Source organism: Gordonia sp. B8661-1 (genome assembly GCF_059427765.1).
In genome coordinates this window covers 149,584-165,015 of sequence record NZ_JCAHRL010000010.1, presented here as the reverse complement: position 1 = coordinate 165,015, position 15,432 = coordinate 149,584, and the positions used below count along the sequence as shown (strand labels likewise).

Sequence of the window (15,432 nt, the reverse complement as noted above, 5' to 3'; positions counted from 1 at the left end):
GGATCCGGACGGCTCTTTGAGTGATGAGCGGGATCGGAAACGTCGGCGCAGGTTGTCGGTGCTCGACCCGGACTCGCAGCAGATGTCGAAGATCTTTGGCTATCTGGATCCCGAGACCCGAGCGATGCTCGATGTGGTGATGGCAGCGTGGGCCGCGCCGGGGATGAACAACCCCGACGACGAGCAGTCGCCGGTCGGGCATGTCGACGAGGCCGATCCGGAGCTGGTGAAGGAAGCGGCACAACGAGATTCGCGGGGTGCCGCCGAACGCCAGCACGACGCCTTCAAGGCGCTGCTGCGGTGCGCGTTGGATGGAGGTGTGCTCGGCAAGAGTCATCGTGGGCTACCGCCGCATCTGATCATCAAGATCACCGAGAGCGAATTGCGTGATCGGGCGGGTCTGGGCCACACCACCACCGGCGCCGACCTGCCGATCTCCGATGTGATCAAGCTGGCCGCCGACGCCCAGATGTACCTCGCAGTGTTCGCCGATCATACGAACGAGCCGCTGTATCTGGGGCGAGCCAGACGGTTGGCGAATCAGGCCCAGAGGTTCATGAGTTTCGTCCAGTACGGCGGGTGCTCGGTGCCGGGGTGTCCGCGGCCGTTCTCCCACACCGAAATGCATCACGCCGAACAGGATTGGACCGACGGCGGCACCACCGATGCCAACGCGATGGCGCCCGCCTGCCCGCCACACAACCGACTCGTCGGCCACAAAGCAGGGCAACTGTCGACCATCAAGATCCGTACCGGCCCCGACCGCGGACGCTACGGCTGGAGATGCAACACCAGTAAGGGCGTCCCGCCCGACACACCACGGACCAACCACATTCACCTCGTCGACGAACTCCTCAGCTGGACGACGTCCGCTAAACGGCTGGGATCACCATGAGTGCAACACTTTTGACGATGACGTCGTGCGGTCACCATGAGCGGCATGACCGAGACGACCATCGAACGTGCCGTGCAGGAGGCGCCGTCGGCAGACGTGCCGCACGCCGAGTCGGCTTTCCACCTGGGATTCTTCACCCAGGTGCACGGTCGCGCGGAGCAGTCGGCCGCCGACACGTACGCCGAACTCATCGACACCGTGGTCGCGGCCGAGGAGTTGGGCTACGAGAGTGTCTGGGTGGGGCAACACCACTTCGGCAAAGACCGCCTGCCGTCACCGCTCGTGCTGTTCGCGGCGCTGGCCGAACGGACCCGGACCATCGAACTGGGGACAGCCGTCACGGTGCTGCCGCTCGAGGACCCGATCCGATTCGCCGAGGATGCCGCGGTACTCCACGCGATCGCCGGAGACCGAATCAACCTCGGGATCGGCAGCGGGGCCGGCGATGGTGACTCCTTCGTCGCCTTCGGCCGCGACCTCGACGACCGCCGCGAACTGTTCGACGACCACCTGGCGACCGTGCACGCACTGTTCGACGGCCGATCACTCACCGGCGACGACGAACCACGCCGGCTGTATCCGCCGGCCCCGGCGCTCCGGGACCGCCTGTGGCACTCCGTCGGAACACCGGAACGCGCCGCCGCAGCAGCAGAGGCCGGTGACGGCCTACTCATCGGCACCTTCGCCGACCATCCACTCCACGATCAGCGCGCCAAGATCGACGCCTACCGCGACGCCTGGCACCGCACCCAGGCCGGCGGTACACGCACACCCCGAATCGGAGCGCTGCGGTTCACCTACGTCAGCGACAGCCGGGACAGCATCGAGCAGCAGGTCGCCGACGAACTCGACGCGTTTAGGGACTTCGCCAACTCCTACAAGCCCGAACTCGCGGACCTCGACACCCACCAGTACCTGCGGCGCGTCACGCGATACGGCACGGTCACCGATGTCATCGGAGATCTTCGGGACGATCCGGCGCTGGCCGGGCAGGTCACACATTTCCTGCCGACCGTGGGCCTCTATCCGGCGGCGGGTGACGGAACGCCCGGTGCCGACCTCGACATCACGCGACTGGAACAGTTCGCCACCGAGATCGCCCCCGCACTCGGATGGATCCGGCCCTCGGCACCCTGACGGTCGGTCGCGTGGGGGAGGAATATCTCCCTCTCCCGGGTGATGTGTCGTGGTGGTCCGGACACCGATCCTGACGGCATGACTGCTCGACAGCTCACGACACAACGAACCTCGACCCGGTGGTGGCTTCTCGGCACGATCGGCGTGCTCATACCGTTCGCAATCTACTCATTGGCGCCCTACGTCGGACTCGACGAAACGGCCTCGCGCATCCCCGTCGACGGCCAACCCGCCTGGTACTACCCGATGCTGGTCACCCACGTGACGGTCGCGGTGGTGGCCATGCTGTGTGCCGCCGGCCAACTCTGGCCGCGACTGCGATCCCGGAACCCGCGATGGCACAGACGAGAAGGCCGCGTGTACGTGTTCGCGGTGGCGATCGCCGGACCGAGTGCCTTCGCCATCGGGGTCCAGTCGCCGTTCGGGCCGGCAGCGAAAATCTCCGATGTGATCCTCGCGGTCCTCTGGATGACCTACACCACCCTCGGGGTGCGGGCGATCATCGGTGGCCGCGTGGCCGATCATCGACGCTGGATGATCCGCAGTGCGTGCCTTGCCTTTTCGGTGATCCTGAACCGCGTCTACGCCATGCTGCTCGGAACGTTCGCTGCCGGATGGCTGGAAAGTCTGTCACCCGGCATCGACGATCCGGTCATGGTGTGGGCCTCCGCGCTGTCACCGTGGATGGGACTCGTGTCCGGAATCCTGTTGGGTCAGTTCGCGAGTGACCCGCGACGGTCACGCCGCCACGTGATCCGCCGCACCCAGGATGCGTCCGTCGCTCATCCGGACGACGCGGTCCACGCCGGTGTCCGGGGTGAGCGTCTGCAGGTCGTGGCTGACGAGCACGGCGGCCAGATCGCGACTGCGGACGAGACGGCCCAGCAACTCGATGACGGCGTGCGCGCGCTCGGAGTCGAGGGCAGACGTCGGTTCGTCGATCAACAGCAATGACGGCGAACCCATCAGTGCCCGTGCGATATTGACGCGCTGGCGCATACCGCCGGACAGCTCGCTCGGCCTACGGTGCGCCGAGTCGGCCAGACCCACCTCGCCGAGTAGCGACATGGCCTCGTCGTGGCCTTCGCGGCCGCGGCCCCGGATGTGCGTGGTGACCAGTAGTTGATCCAGGGCGGTCAGCGACGGCAGCAGATTGTCCTGCTGGAACACGAAGCCGATCCGGTCGCGGCGCAACCGGTCCCGGTCACGGTCGGACAGGCCGCCGGCCTCGACGTCGTCGATGACGACCGTGCCGCTGTCCGGGGTGGCCAGGGTTCCGGCGACGGCCAGGAGACTCGACTTGCCGCATCCGGACGGACCGGTGACGGCGACCAATTCGCCGTCGGCGACCTCGAGCGAGACGTCGTCGAGTGCCGTCAGCCGGCCGCGGCCGTCCGGGTAGGTGAGGGTGATGTCGGAGAGGGAGAGACTCATCATGTGCTCCTGTTGTATGGGTGGATGAATGGGTGTCGGAGTCAGCGGGACAGTGCGACCGCCGGATCGACGGTGGTGACGCGGCGGACCGCCAGGCCCGCACCTGCGATGCCCAGTACGGTCATGCCGATGACCGGCAGCACGATGGCACCGACGCTGAGCGACAACGGAATAGCGATGCCGGTCGCGGTGAGCCCGAGGACCAGTCCGACGCCGAGCAGTGCGCCGACGGCCTCACCGACGATCAGGATGATCGCGGCCTGGCCCAGTCCGTCCCGGAGCAGGTAGCCACGGCTGGCGCCGAGTGCGCGCAGTACCGCGAGATCGCGGGTCCGCTGAACCGTCCAGACCGCGAAGAACGCACCGACGACCAGCGCCGAGATGGCCAGCAACATGATCTGGATCGCGAGCAGTGAACCGTGTTCGGAGCTGTACCCCGGAACCGCGTCGGTGACCGAATCCATCGGCAGCGCAACGGTACCCGGAGCGACCGTATCGTCGGCGCCGGACAGCACCACGACACCGCTGGCCACGTCGCCGTGCGAAAGCTGCTGCCAGGTGGGCATCGTGGTGTAGGCGACCGGGGTGTGCGCGAAATCGCCTGCCGCGCCGATGCCGTCGACGGTCAGCTGGTTACCGCCGACACTCACGGAATCGCCGGGTGCGACGCCCAGTTCGTCGGCCTGCTTCTGGTTCAGGAGGATGCCGTCGTCGGTGGGGAGCGCACCGCTCGACGCCTCCGGCATCAGGCGGGGATCGGCGCCGAAGAGGCTGATCGTGGTCGTGGTGTCACCATGCGCCAACCGGGTCGTCAGGACGCCCAGTGGGGCGGCCGCGTCACCGTGTACGTCGGTGATCTCCTGGACCGTCGCGCGATCCAGGGAACTCTGCGACAGGGTGGGGCCTTCGCCGCCGGTGCCCTCCTGGAGGATCACCTGCTGTCCGGGCAGACGTTCGACGGCCGAGATGGATTGCGCCGCCAACCCATTGGTGAGTGCGGATAACACGACCACCATGAATGTCATCAATATGATCACCGAGGTGATCACCGCGAATCGTCCCTTCGCGAAGAGGATGTCGCGTAACGCGATGAACACAACCATCACTTCCTTGTTCTGCTACCGTCACCGGTGACCACACCGGCGGTGAAATGGTCTGTCTGACCTTGCTTTCCAGCATCGTCCACAACGCGCGTTCGCACATCGATGCGAAGGCCGGTTCCGCCGGTCGGTTCGATGGACTCGCGTGTCCATCGAAAGTTGGAGGCCCCGGCGCGACACCGTGCGGATACTGGAGACATGAACACGCGCGAGCACATTCCGGAGGCCGATCGCCATGTGCTGATGGCCGGGCACATCCTGTTCACGGTGCTGTTGGTGATCGGTGTCGTGCGGGCCGCCCTGGACATGGCGCAGCCGGTGGTCCCGATCGTGGCCGGTCTCGCCATCGCGGGCTGGTACACCGCCGGTGCGGTCTGGGTGACGCGGCGCCGTGACCGCGTGGCACGAGGCTGGCTGGCGGGACTGATCGTGCTGTGGATCGGGCTCGTCGTGCTGTCCGGCGAGTTCGTGTGGCTGGCCTTTCTGCTGGCCCTGCTCGTGTGGCATCTGCTGCCCGTGCGCTGGGCGGTTCCCACCGAGGTGCTCGTCGCCGTGGTCGCCACGCTGGGATTTGCCGCGCATCAAGGGAAGTGGGTGGTCGGTGCGATCATCGGACCCACCATCGGCATCGCCTGTGCAGCGGTGATGACCGAGATCTACCAGCGGCTGCGTGCGCAATCGGAGGAGCGTCGCCGTCTGCTCGACGAACTGCTGCGCACCCAGCAGGAACTCGCCACCCGGGAGCGGGAGACCGGTCGGCTCATCGAACGGGAACGTCTGGCCCGCGACATCCACGACACGGTGGGGCAGAGTCTGTCCGGTGTCATCATGCTGCTGCGGGCGGCCGTCGCAGGCCACACCGGGACGGATACCGCGCTGACGACGCAGCTGGGTACGGCGCTGCACACGGCGACCTCGGCGCTGGCCGAAACGCGGCGCATGGTGCTGGGGCTCGATCCGGTGGGGTCGGGTCAGGACGATCTCCCGGAGGCGCTCGCCACGCTCGCCGACGAGACGACCGACCTGGGTTTGCCGACGCGGTTCACCGAACACGGTGACAGGCGTGCCCTGCCGACCGCCACACAGGTGGCGGTACTGCGTGCGGCCCAGGAAGCGGTGTCGAACGCACGCAAACATGCGCGGGCGACGCACGCCGAACTCGTTCTGACGCATGCGGACCACGAACTCGCCCTCGACGTCGTCGACGACGGACGGGGCTTCGACCCGGCGACGATCGGCGGGGTACGGGCGGACGGATCCGGGTACGGTGTGACCTCGATGCGCTCACGCATGGCCGAACTGGGTGGGGACCTGGTCGTCGATTCCGCCGTCGGTGCGGGTACGACCATCAGGGTGCGCGTTCCCGCCGGTGCCGATCCGGTGAACGGCGAGGAGGGAGAGCGATGATCGGGCTGCTGCTCGTGGACGATCACCCGGTGGTGCGGGCCGGTCTCCGCGCGGTCCTCGACGCCGCCGACGACGTCGAGGTGCGTGCCGAGGCGAGCAACGCCGAGGAGGCGGTCGCCGCGGTCGGTGAGCACGACATCGATCTGGTGCTCATGGATCTACGTTTGGGTGCGGGCGCCGATGGTGTCGACGCCACACGGTCCATCCGGGCCCTGCCCGATCCGCCGCACGTCCTGATCCTCACCACCTACGAGACGGACACCGACATCGTGCGGGCCGTGCAGGCCGGCGCGACCGGCTATCTGCTCAAGGACGCGACCCCCGACGATCTGGTGCGGGCGATCCATGCGGCCGCCGCCGGCGAGACCGTCCTCGCACCGCCGGTCGCCTCCCGATTGCTGGGCCGGGTGACGTCGCCGGAGAACGCCCTGACGGAGCGGGAACTGGAGATCGTCGGCAGGCTCGCCCACGGTGACTCCAATCGGGATATCGCCCGGGCCCTCCACATCACGGAGGCGACCGTGAAATCGCATCTCGTGCACATCTTCACCAAACTCGGCGTGGACAGCCGGACGCGCGTGGTCGTCGAGGCGCGGCGGCGCGGTCTGCTCTAGGGCGCATCATTCGAGGTCAGAAGGCATCGTCAGGGGCCATCTAGACTGGACCACATGCAGCTTCCGCGCCGACACCGATCCGGGTATCCCCGGATGTCGGGCGCGCTGCTGCTCATCGGGATCGCGTTCGCGGTGCTCGTCATGCATTCGGTGGTCGCGCACTGCGTGGCCGAACCCTCCGGAGCACACACCAGTCCCGCTGCGGCGTCGGACACCCACCACGGTTCGATGCCGACGATGGCCGTGGCGCGGGAGAGCGTTACCCCGACGATGACCGGCACCATGGACTGCGGACCGCATCAGCACGCATGTGTGTTCGTTCGCGACGACCTGCCTCCGCTCATCCCGCTGATCGTCGTGATCCTGCTGGTGTGGGGTTTTCCGGAACCTCGTCTGCTGCCCACCTGGGTGGTGGGATCCGTTCGGCGCCTGGGCCGTCCGCCGCCCTGGGCCATGCCCACTCATCTCTCGCTGTCGGTGATCCGCTGCTGATGGACGTGTGACGAACCCCGCGGGTTCGTCGTCCACACGTATCCCCGGGCGGCCGTGTCCGCCCTGAATAACCTTCAGCGATAAGGAAATATCCATGTCCAGCACCATGAACACCCGTACCAAGCGCGTCGTGATGGCGGGCGCGGCGTTGACGACGGCCGTCGCGCTGCTGTCGGCCTGCTCGTCGGACGACACCGACTCGACCGGCGCAGGCACGTCCGCGTCGCAACCGGCAGGTCACCACGGATCGGCGTCCGACGAGAACGCCGACCACAACGAGGCCGACGTCGAATTCAACTCGATGATGATCCCGCACCACCAGCAGGCCGTCGAGATGTCCGACATGGTCGACGAGCGCACCACCAACCCGCAGGTGCGCGGGCTGGCGGAGCGCATCCGGGCGGCACAGCAGCCGGAGATCGATCAGATGACCGGCCGTCTGAAGGAGTGGGGCGTGACAGCGCCCGGTACGACGGAGGATTCAGGTCACGGAGGTCACGACATGTCGAGTGGTCACGCCGGTATGCCCGGCATGATGACCGACGACGAGATGAAGGCCATGACCGATGCCCGCGGCGCGGAGTTCGACAAGCTGTGGCTCGAGGGCATGATCCGTCACCACGAGGGCGCGATAGCCATGGCCGACGCCGAACTGGCCGACGGCAAGGATGCGGCATCGAAGAAGTTGGCCGAAGAGATCCGTGCCGCACAGAAAGCCGAGATCGACGAGATGAAAGGCATTCTCGGACAGTGACATCGGCCGGTGACATCGAACCGGCGTCACCGGCCTGCCGGCTCTCCCCGGAATGAACGAAGGCCGGGCTCCTGTCGGGGCCCGGCCTTCGCCGACTCATCGATGTGTCAGGGTTTGACGTGTCAGGGTTTCCGGAGCGGCAGGCGCATCAGGTAGACCTGATAACCCGCGGACACCGAGTAGGTGAAGTAGAGGGTGTTGCCCTTCGACCACGGGTGAATGTACGGGGCATAGCCGGTCGGCGGATTGTTGCCGGGCACCACGACCTCGCCGGCCGACCACGGACCCCACGGCTGGTCGGCGGTCCGCATCACGGCGCCGCTGCCGTCGCGGCTGCCCAGCGAAATGTATTTGCCGACATAGTCATTCCACGCCACGGACAGTTCGCCGGTGGGAGCGCCCATGATGGGGGTCGCGGCGGCGGGGTTGTTCGGCAACCAGCGCCCGCCCGAGAGGTACTCGTACTTGCCGAGGTTCTCGATGTCGCGCTGATTCACCCGTGCGAGGTAGACCGAACCGAAGCGTCCGTCCGGGGTGCCGTAGGTGTAGACGGTGTCGCCGACCTTCAGGTACGCCGCCATCTGGAACTTCTTGTTGCCGCCCCCGTTGGGCCGGAAGGCGTTGACGGCCTTCCAGTTGGCGCCGTTGTCGGTGGACTTCACGAGCCCGGCCCAGTTGGTGATCCACGTTCCGGGGTTGCCCCAGTGCTTCACCGACATGACGTTCATGTACTGCGCGCCGTTGGCGGCGACACCGGCCGTCGGGATGATGGTGATCTCCCGACGCAGATTCGGCTTCAGCAGTCGCTTGGCGTGCCCGGGACGGCCGGCATGGCTGGTGAAGGTCATACCGTCGGCCAGATTGCGGTCGGTGCTCCGCAGCAGCACATTGGAGCGCCAGTAGAAGAGTTCGCCGTAGAGCAGCGACCATCCGTTGAAGGACTGGGTGTCACCGAAGGCGGTGAGGATCTCGCCGTGCCCGTTGTCCCACATGACGCCGAGGTCGGTGCCGACGATGTCGTGGCGTCCGATGGTGTCGTTGATGGCACCCGGTCCGGTCAGGCGGGCCACCATGGTGCCGGGGCCGGCCGCGACTCCGGCGGCCTGCGCCGCCGGGGCGCCCACCGCCCCCACCGTCAGAGCTGTTGCCAGCGTCGAGATCGCGATCCCCGCGCGCCATCGTCCATTCCGCCAGTTCATGAGTGCTGACCCTATCAAGGTCTGTGCCGCCGAACCGAGCGACATCAATCCATTGCCCGATATGGGGACAATGGCCGATCATGCACCGAAAGTCGTCAGCCCTCGCTGTATCGGTCGCCGGTATCCACCGTCGTGAAATCGATCTGTGCTGCCGCATTGTTCACGCCGGTCACCATGCCGACGCCGAACTGTCCTTCGCTGTCGTACAGATTCGACGTGCTGATCGATATCCCGTCGTGCTCGAGGTGACTGTCGGCCTCCACGCCGACCCGAACGCCGACGGGCAGACGGGCGAAGGACACCGTCAGGTCGCAATTGATGAAGCCGATCCCGCCGTCGCCCCAGTTGCCGAGCAGGCTCGTGGACTCGGCGCCGATCACACCGCGTTCGAATGGTGTGGGCTCCTCGCCGTCGATGACCGAGATCGCACGGGTCCACAATCGCTTGCGGCGAGCATCCTGGTGCGCGCCCATGTCCCGGTCCCAGTCCGTCGCGCCGGTCGCGGCGTCGGTCTCCGAACCCAGCCACGGAAACCGGTCGTCCTCGTCGGTGGCGGGTGGCACGAAGTGGTGCTGATCGTCGGGGCGACTCCACCGTCCGCCCGCCGGATTGGTGCTTTCCCTGACGAAGACGGTGGTGCTGTGGGCGACCACCACATCCTCGCCCGTATCCGGATTCGCTTGGACCACATCGACTTCGGCGACCTTGATACGACCACCATCGCGAATCAGCCGGCCCCGTGTGGTGGTCGCCGTCTCCTTGGCGACCCTGAACAGGTCGATGGTGAAACGCGCCGGGCGGAAACCGGCGGGGAGGAACTCGCTTTCGGCCGCGTGTGCGGCGAGCGCGCATACCGCGGGTCCGTTGAGTGTCGCCGGCGCCCAGAGGCTCCTCGCAAATCTGCCCGGGGTGACGGCGGAATCGGTATCCGATGAATGACGGGTGAAGAATGCGATGGGTTCCACGAGAATCCCTTCCGTTCGGCAGGGAAACGTGCCCCGACCGTATCTGACGTATTAATGTTTTCTTCTATGACAATCGATAACTTTGCTAAACAAATCCCGAACGATCTGATCAACTCGGTTCGCGGTGGGCTCGTCGTGAGTGCCATCTGCGGAATCGTTCTGGGCCTCATCGCGATCATCTGGACCGGCCCCACGTTGCTGGTCGTCGCGGTTCTGTTCGGCATCGCACTGATTGTCCTGGGACTGTTCCGGATTTATGAAGCATTCGCCTCCGCGCTGTTGTCGAAGGGTTGGCGTTTCGTACTCGGACTCACCGGTGTCGTCATTCTGGCGGCGGGCATCATCGCGCTCCTCAACCCGCAGCGGTCACTCGACTTCCTCGCCGTGTTCATCGGTCTCGGCTGGATCTTCCAGGGTGCCGCGGATCTGGCCCACGCCAGTGCCGGATCGCGGCACACGCCGCGCTGGCTGCTCGTCGTCTCCGGTCTCATCGGGATCGTCGCGGGCGTCATCATGATCGCGCTGCCGGGGACTATCACGATGGCGACCTTCGTCTGGATCAGCGGTATCGCGCTCATCGTGGTCAGCGTGGTCACCCTGCTCACTCTGCCAAAGCGGGTCGACATCGACTGAGTGACACCGCCGAATGCGGCCATCGGTAGTATCGGTGGTGCACAGCGCATCGTCCGGTCTAACCCCTTGCGACCGGACGGTGCGCTGTTTGCGTGAGCGGCGCCGGATGATCCGTGGTGTCAGGCCGTCGGCGCAGGGGTGAATCCCTCGAACGTGACGGATTCGCGCGGGTCACCGCCGAAGATCTGATGTTCGTCGGCGATATGGCCGATCGCCGCCAGGACGTCGGTCCCGTGGCTGAGCCGGCGTCCGTCGATCGGGGTATCGGCCGCGACGAGTACCTGTCCGGGATCCGCGTCGGCGCGATGCGCCACGGCTGCGGCGAGCAGTCTTCGGGCCTGTTCCGGGTCGGCATCCCAGAGGGCGTCGGCGGTGGTCAGATAGATGCGCACGGCAAGGGGATAGTCGCGCAGGTGGATCGACGCCCACGCCCAGTGTTTGGCGACGTCGACCGTGTCGGCCTGGGCGGGACCGTGCGTCCGCCGATACTTGCCGTGCAGTTCACGGCACAGCGGGCTGGAGTCGGCCCACAGTTCCAGAGCGGACATGCACCGCACGCAGTCGTGAAGGTTCCGCAGGTAACTGACCGAGTACGGGCCCTCACGGCGCGCGCGGATCTCCCGGAGCACGGAGAATTCGGCGAGCGCGTGTCCGAACTCGCCGGCGGAGAACAGTGCTGCGGCCTCGTCCTGCATCTCGTCGAGCATGAGGTCATTGTCTCCGAAACGGGGACAAGCGGTGTGCGATTCGCTCGGACCGTTCGGGGTGGATATGAGATCGGCCGCCACCCCGAGAGGGGTGACGGCCGATGCGGAGTCGATCGTGCGGGCTCAGAACCCGGTGGGCTGACCTGCGACGGCACCGGCCGGGGCGATCGGGCCGCCGGTGAAGTGGCGGTAGGCGTAGACCACCGCGATCGTGGTGACCGGGATGGTGACGAGCAGGCCGACCAGGCAGAGGATCGCACCGACGATGTTCAGGCCGATGACGGCGAGCGCGAGCAGCAGCAGCGGCCCGACGTTCTTGCTGATCACACTGAAGCTGGCCTTGATGGCGGCGATCGGGTCGAGGTCGCGGTCAACGACGAAATGCATTGTCCAGTAGGACAGGAACGCGAAGATGAGGCCCGGGATGATGAGCAGGATCAGGCCGACGAAGGTTCCGATGCCGACGAGCACCGCGGCGAGGATGACCGCACCGAACTTGAGGTTGAAGAAGTCACCGATCTGCGGTCGCTGACCGTTCACCTCGTCGAGGCCGCCGCGCACGTAGGCGCCCTGGAAGATGATGTTCACGATCGCGCCGAGGACCGAGATGATGGCCGGCAGTACGAAGTTGTCGCCGTCGGAGAGCATCTGACCCAGGATGTTGATGATGCCGCTGACGACGGTACCGAGCAGGATCACCAGGATCCACGGCAGCGGGTTCGCCTTGAAGCGCTCCCAGCCGTAGCTGATCGCCTCGCCGACGGAGAACTGTGCGGGCGCGAAGCCGGGTGCGCCGTATCCGGTGCCGTACGCCGGATCGGTTCCGTAACCGGGCTGAGCGCCGTAGCCGGGGGGCGCTCCATAACCGGGCTGAGCGCCGTAGCCGGGGTCCGTTCCGTAGCCCGGTTGTGCGCCGTAGCCGGGCTGTGTGCCGTAGCCGGGCTGGTCGCCGTACCCGCCCTGAGGGGCCTGGTATCCGGGCGTCTCACCACCGGACGGGGGCGTGAAACCGCCCGATTGCGGTGCCGAATAGGGATCGTGGGATTGGCCACCGGGCGGGGTGGCGCCGGGAGGCGTGGTGCCGGGTTGACCGGCCTCGGGGTTCTGTCCCTGGCCGCCGCCGAAGTCGGGGGCACCGGGATTGTTCGGATCGGAAGGTGTCGTCATGGCGATGACAATACAAAACCCCTGACTGTGTGACAGCGGTTTCTTTTTCTGATAGCGCCGGGATCGTCATGGCCGCTCCCTCGAGGGCCGTCGGGATACCGCGACTTCGGCCGATCGGTGGCCGCTGCCGTCGTGCGGTGGCATCGTGAAAGGCATGACAGATCGAGACATCGACAACCCTGACGACGGCGAGTACAGCCTGGATCCCGACGACCAGCTCCAGCCGCAGGACACGCTGGTGGACCGTGGTGTGGACGATGTACTCGATGAGGGATACTCCCCTCCCGATTACCGTCCCAGCGGCGCCTATGCCGGACTTGGTCCGGACGAGCAGAGCGGCAACGAATCCCTCGATCAGCATCTCGCCGAGGAGGAACCGGATCCCTGGAACGCCGAGGACCCGCTCGACGAGCTCGACGATCAGGGGCGCGTGCGAAACGATTGGCGCTCACACGAATCCGATCGCCCCGAGGACGACAGCGAGTTCGCGTCGGCGGATCGCGAGGTCGGCGACGGTCGAGCGGGACGATTGGTGGCGCCGGACGAGGGCGTCGGTCCCGATGTGGACTCGGAGGCCGTCGCCGAGGACGTGGGCATCGACGGCGCCGGTGCCTCGGCCGAGGAGGCCGCGGTCCATTACGTCGACGAGGACGACAGCTGACCGGATCACTCCTCAGGTGGTGAACTGATCCAGTAACTCGACCACGGTGGAACGGGTGTCCGCGGCGGTCGCGCCCAGACCGTTGAGCACGGCGGCGACCGCATCGTCGGTGAACAGTGCCAGCAGCAGGTGTTCGGTACCGATGAAGTTGTGGCCCAAGGCAATCGAGGTGGTAGCCGTGGATTCCAGGACCGCGCGTGCGCGGTCGTCGTAGGGCACCACGTCGCCGCCCGGTTCGCTCGGCGACTCGGAGGTGGCGTCGCCGCCGTCCGGTGTGCAGGCGGTGACCAGGTCCGCCAGAGCGACGCCCTGTGCGCGTAATGCCAACTCCGCCACGGATTCCGGTGCCACCGCGAGACCGCGGACGAGATGCTCGGGGCTGACGGCCTGCTGGTTCTCGGCCAGCGCGATGTTGTGAGCCTCGACGACGACGTTGCGGGCGCGAGGTGTGAAGCGGCCGAACGGATTCGGATCGTCAGCCGAATCATCGGCCACTTGCCCGGAAGGCGGCTTGGCGACGAATCGCTTCTGTGCGGCCTGCTTGCTCACCCCCATGCTGGTGCCGATCTCGGTCCAGGATGCGCCGGCACGGCGCGCCTGATCGACGAAGTGGCCGATGAGGTGATCGGCGATGTCCCCGAGGTGTTCGGCGGCGTTCATCGCGTCGGTGAGCTGATCGAGAGGGTTGTCGTGGACGGTCCGGATCGCGGAGATCAGGTCGTCGAGGCGGACATGGCGAAGGATGGTGGGGGTGGTGGGCGAATCGGCCATGCGTCAACCGTATGTTGACGCGCCCTCGGCGTCAACATCGGGTTGACGCCGACGCAACTTCCGTTGTGCCAAAGCCAGTCGATGGCCCTCGCGACGAAGGGGAGGAGTCGCGAGGACCATCGAGTCTGGAGAGTCGTGCTCACCCCGAACGTTCCCCGGCGAACCCGCGAGTGGCGAGACCGTGCGCGGAGAGATTGAGCGCGACACGCGCTCTCCATTCTGCACCACGTTATTAGACTCCCTAACTATCGATGCCGAGTCGTGACCTTGGAGCTTGTCACCGGCGTAAACCGCTATGCCGCAACGGATACCTGTCGATCGACCGAGAATCCTGTGCAGCCGCATACATCGATTGGTCGGTGCACGTCACGCGGCTTCCGGCGACGAAAAGTATGCATTCGGGCGCGTGGCGAGACGGGACCGGGGAGTCGCTGACACAATGATTCGACCTGACGTCGGGGGCGTTCCCATGGGCGTCTCCCGACGACGAGAACCACGATGACGAGGTCTGTGTGATCGGATACCTGGCCAGACGCCTGGTCACCTGGGCGGCGCTCGTCTGTCTCGCGACCAACCTCACGTACTTCCTCGCCACGTGGTTTCTCGACCCGCGCTCGAACTACGCCATCCGGCGACCACCGGTACCCGAGCATGTCGTCGACGAGGCGCTGAACACCTATAACCTCAATGACAAGACGCCGATCCTGGAACGCTGGTGGCAGTGGTTGACGGGGATTGTGGTGCATTGGGATTGGGGTCGCACGCCGGTCGGCGTGAGTGTCGCCGATCAGGTCGGGCACCGGATGATGACGTCGGTGCAACTGCTGGCGGCGGCGACCGTCATCGCCACCGTCCTCGGAATCGCGCTCGGCGTCTACACCGCGTTGCGTCAGTACCGATTCGCCGATCGTGCCTGGCAGCTGATCTCCATCGCGATGCTCAACATTCCGGTCGCGGTGGCGGGTCTGGCCGTCGTGCTGCTCGCGATCTCATTGAATCAGCAGGTGGGGCACACCGTCGTCTACGTCTCCGGGGCGGCCGGCGTGGACGTCCACGGGTTCTGGCCCGTTCTCGCCGACCGCGTGAAACATCTGATCCTGCCGACGATCACGCTCGTGGCCGTCCAGTACGCCGGGACGCACCTGATGCAGCGGTCGTTGTTGCTCGACACCATCAATGCCGATTACGTGCGCACCGCTCGCGCGAAAGGCCTGACGCGCCATGCCGCCGTACGACGTCACGCGTTGCGCACCGCGATCATCCCGGTTGCCGTCGGCATAGCCTTCACCATTCCGGCGGTGTTCACCGGCGCCGTCATCACCGAGACGATCTTCGGCTGGGAGGGCATGGGCCGATACTTCGTCACGTCCATCGCCACCAATGACATTCACGGCGTGGTGGCGGTCGCGGCCTTCGGTGCGGTGGCGACCGCGATCGGCGCGATTCTCGCCGATATCGCCGTGGTCTACCTCGATCCGAGAGTGCGGGTGAGTTGA

16 protein-coding genes and 1 pseudogene are annotated in these 15,432 nt (G+C 66.3%); 10 read left to right on the top strand and 7 right to left on the bottom strand.

Going from position 1 to position 15,432, the window contains the following annotated elements; genetic code table 11:
- The 3 genes and pseudogenes from AC4JJG_RS18845 to AC4JJG_RS18835 all read left to right on the top strand — a co-directional run.
- A partial coding sequence (locus AC4JJG_RS18845) for an HNH endonuclease signature motif containing protein (protein ID WP_495405798.1) occupies positions 1-895 on the top strand: 895 nt, incomplete at its 5' end.
- 45 nt (positions 896-940) lie between these two features.
- A complete protein-coding gene (locus AC4JJG_RS18840; protein WP_495398666.1) occupies positions 941-2,032 on the top strand; it encodes an LLM class flavin-dependent oxidoreductase in 1,092 nt (363 codons plus the stop codon).
- A 42-nt stretch (positions 2,033-2,074) separates the two neighbouring features.
- Positions 2,075-2,620, top strand: a pseudogene (locus AC4JJG_RS18835) (DUF2306 domain-containing protein); the annotation flags it as partial.
- A 150-nt stretch (positions 2,621-2,770) separates the two neighbouring features.
- On the opposite strand, the gene AC4JJG_RS18830 reads toward AC4JJG_RS18835, so the two are convergent.
- Positions 2,771-3,466, bottom strand: a complete 696-nt coding sequence (locus AC4JJG_RS18830) for an ABC transporter ATP-binding protein (protein WP_495398667.1) — start codon at positions 3,464-3,466, stop codon at positions 2,771-2,773.
- A gap of 41 nt (positions 3,467-3,507) precedes the next feature.
- Entirely contained in the window at positions 3,508-4,569 is a 1,062-nt protein-coding gene (locus tag AC4JJG_RS18825) for an ABC transporter permease (protein WP_495398668.1), read from the bottom strand.
- A gap of 195 nt (positions 4,570-4,764) precedes the next feature.
- Here AC4JJG_RS18825 and AC4JJG_RS18820 point away from each other — a divergent pair, with 195 nt between their 5' ends.
- The 4 genes from AC4JJG_RS18820 (at position 4,765) to AC4JJG_RS18805 (ending at position 7,833) form a co-directional block, all read left to right on the top strand.
- Positions 4,765-5,973 carry a sensor histidine kinase gene (locus AC4JJG_RS18820; RefSeq protein ID WP_495398669.1) on the top strand — a complete coding sequence of 403 codons (1,209 nt, stop codon included), beginning with the start codon at positions 4,765-4,767 and terminating at the stop codon, positions 5,971-5,973.
- Positions 5,970-6,587, top strand: a complete 618-nt coding sequence (locus AC4JJG_RS18815; RefSeq protein WP_495398670.1) for a response regulator — start codon at positions 5,970-5,972, stop codon at positions 6,585-6,587. The genes AC4JJG_RS18820 and AC4JJG_RS18815 overlap by 4 nt, the downstream gene beginning before the upstream one ends.
- Positions 6,588-6,641: 54 nt before the next feature.
- Positions 6,642-7,079: a hypothetical protein gene (locus AC4JJG_RS18810; RefSeq protein ID WP_495398671.1), complete on the top strand. Its 438-nt coding sequence runs from the start codon at positions 6,642-6,644 to the stop codon at positions 7,077-7,079.
- Positions 7,080-7,173: 94 nt separating this feature from the next.
- Complete coding sequence (locus AC4JJG_RS18805) at positions 7,174-7,833, top strand: DUF305 domain-containing protein (RefSeq protein WP_495398672.1); 660 nt, start codon at positions 7,174-7,176, stop codon at positions 7,831-7,833.
- A 122-nt stretch (positions 7,834-7,955) separates the two neighbouring features.
- Here the strand turns inward: AC4JJG_RS18805 and AC4JJG_RS18800 are convergent, their stop codons facing one another.
- Positions 7,956-9,032, bottom strand: a complete 1,077-nt coding sequence (locus AC4JJG_RS18800; RefSeq protein WP_495398673.1) for a glycoside hydrolase family 183 protein — start codon at positions 9,030-9,032, stop codon at positions 7,956-7,958.
- 95 nt (positions 9,033-9,127) lie between these two features.
- Entirely contained in the window at positions 9,128-9,997 is an 870-nt protein-coding gene (locus AC4JJG_RS18795) for an acyl-CoA thioesterase domain-containing protein (protein ID WP_495398674.1), read from the bottom strand.
- Positions 9,998-10,132: 135 nt separating this feature from the next.
- On the opposite strand from AC4JJG_RS18795, the gene AC4JJG_RS18790 reads away from it, so the two are divergent.
- Positions 10,133-10,630, top strand: a complete 498-nt coding sequence (locus tag AC4JJG_RS18790) for an HdeD family acid-resistance protein (RefSeq protein ID WP_495398675.1) — start codon at positions 10,133-10,135, stop codon at positions 10,628-10,630.
- Positions 10,631-10,749: 119 nt separating this feature from the next.
- Here the strand turns inward: AC4JJG_RS18790 and AC4JJG_RS18785 are convergent, their stop codons facing one another.
- Together AC4JJG_RS18785 and AC4JJG_RS18780 are read right to left on the bottom strand one after the other, a co-directional pair.
- Positions 10,750-11,337: a hypothetical protein gene (locus AC4JJG_RS18785; protein ID WP_495398676.1), complete on the bottom strand. Its 588-nt coding sequence runs from the start codon at positions 11,335-11,337 to the stop codon at positions 10,750-10,752.
- 123 nt (positions 11,338-11,460) lie between these two features.
- Positions 11,461-12,504: a hypothetical protein gene (locus AC4JJG_RS18780; protein WP_495398677.1), complete on the bottom strand. Its 1,044-nt coding sequence runs from the start codon at positions 12,502-12,504 to the stop codon at positions 11,461-11,463.
- Between the two features lie 154 nt (positions 12,505-12,658).
- On the opposite strand from AC4JJG_RS18780, the gene AC4JJG_RS18775 reads away from it, so the two are divergent.
- Positions 12,659-13,165: a DUF5709 domain-containing protein gene (locus tag AC4JJG_RS18775; protein ID WP_495398678.1), complete on the top strand. Its 507-nt coding sequence runs from the start codon at positions 12,659-12,661 to the stop codon at positions 13,163-13,165.
- 12 nt (positions 13,166-13,177) lie between these two features.
- On the opposite strand, the gene AC4JJG_RS18770 is transcribed toward AC4JJG_RS18775, so the two are convergent.
- Entirely contained in the window at positions 13,178-13,936 is a 759-nt protein-coding gene (locus AC4JJG_RS18770; RefSeq protein WP_495398679.1) for a Clp protease N-terminal domain-containing protein, read from the bottom strand.
- Between the two features lie 512 nt (positions 13,937-14,448).
- Between AC4JJG_RS18770 and AC4JJG_RS18765 the strand changes: the two genes are divergently transcribed.
- Positions 14,449-15,432: an ABC transporter permease gene (locus AC4JJG_RS18765; RefSeq protein ID WP_495398680.1), complete on the top strand. Its 984-nt coding sequence runs from the start codon at positions 14,449-14,451 to the stop codon at positions 15,430-15,432.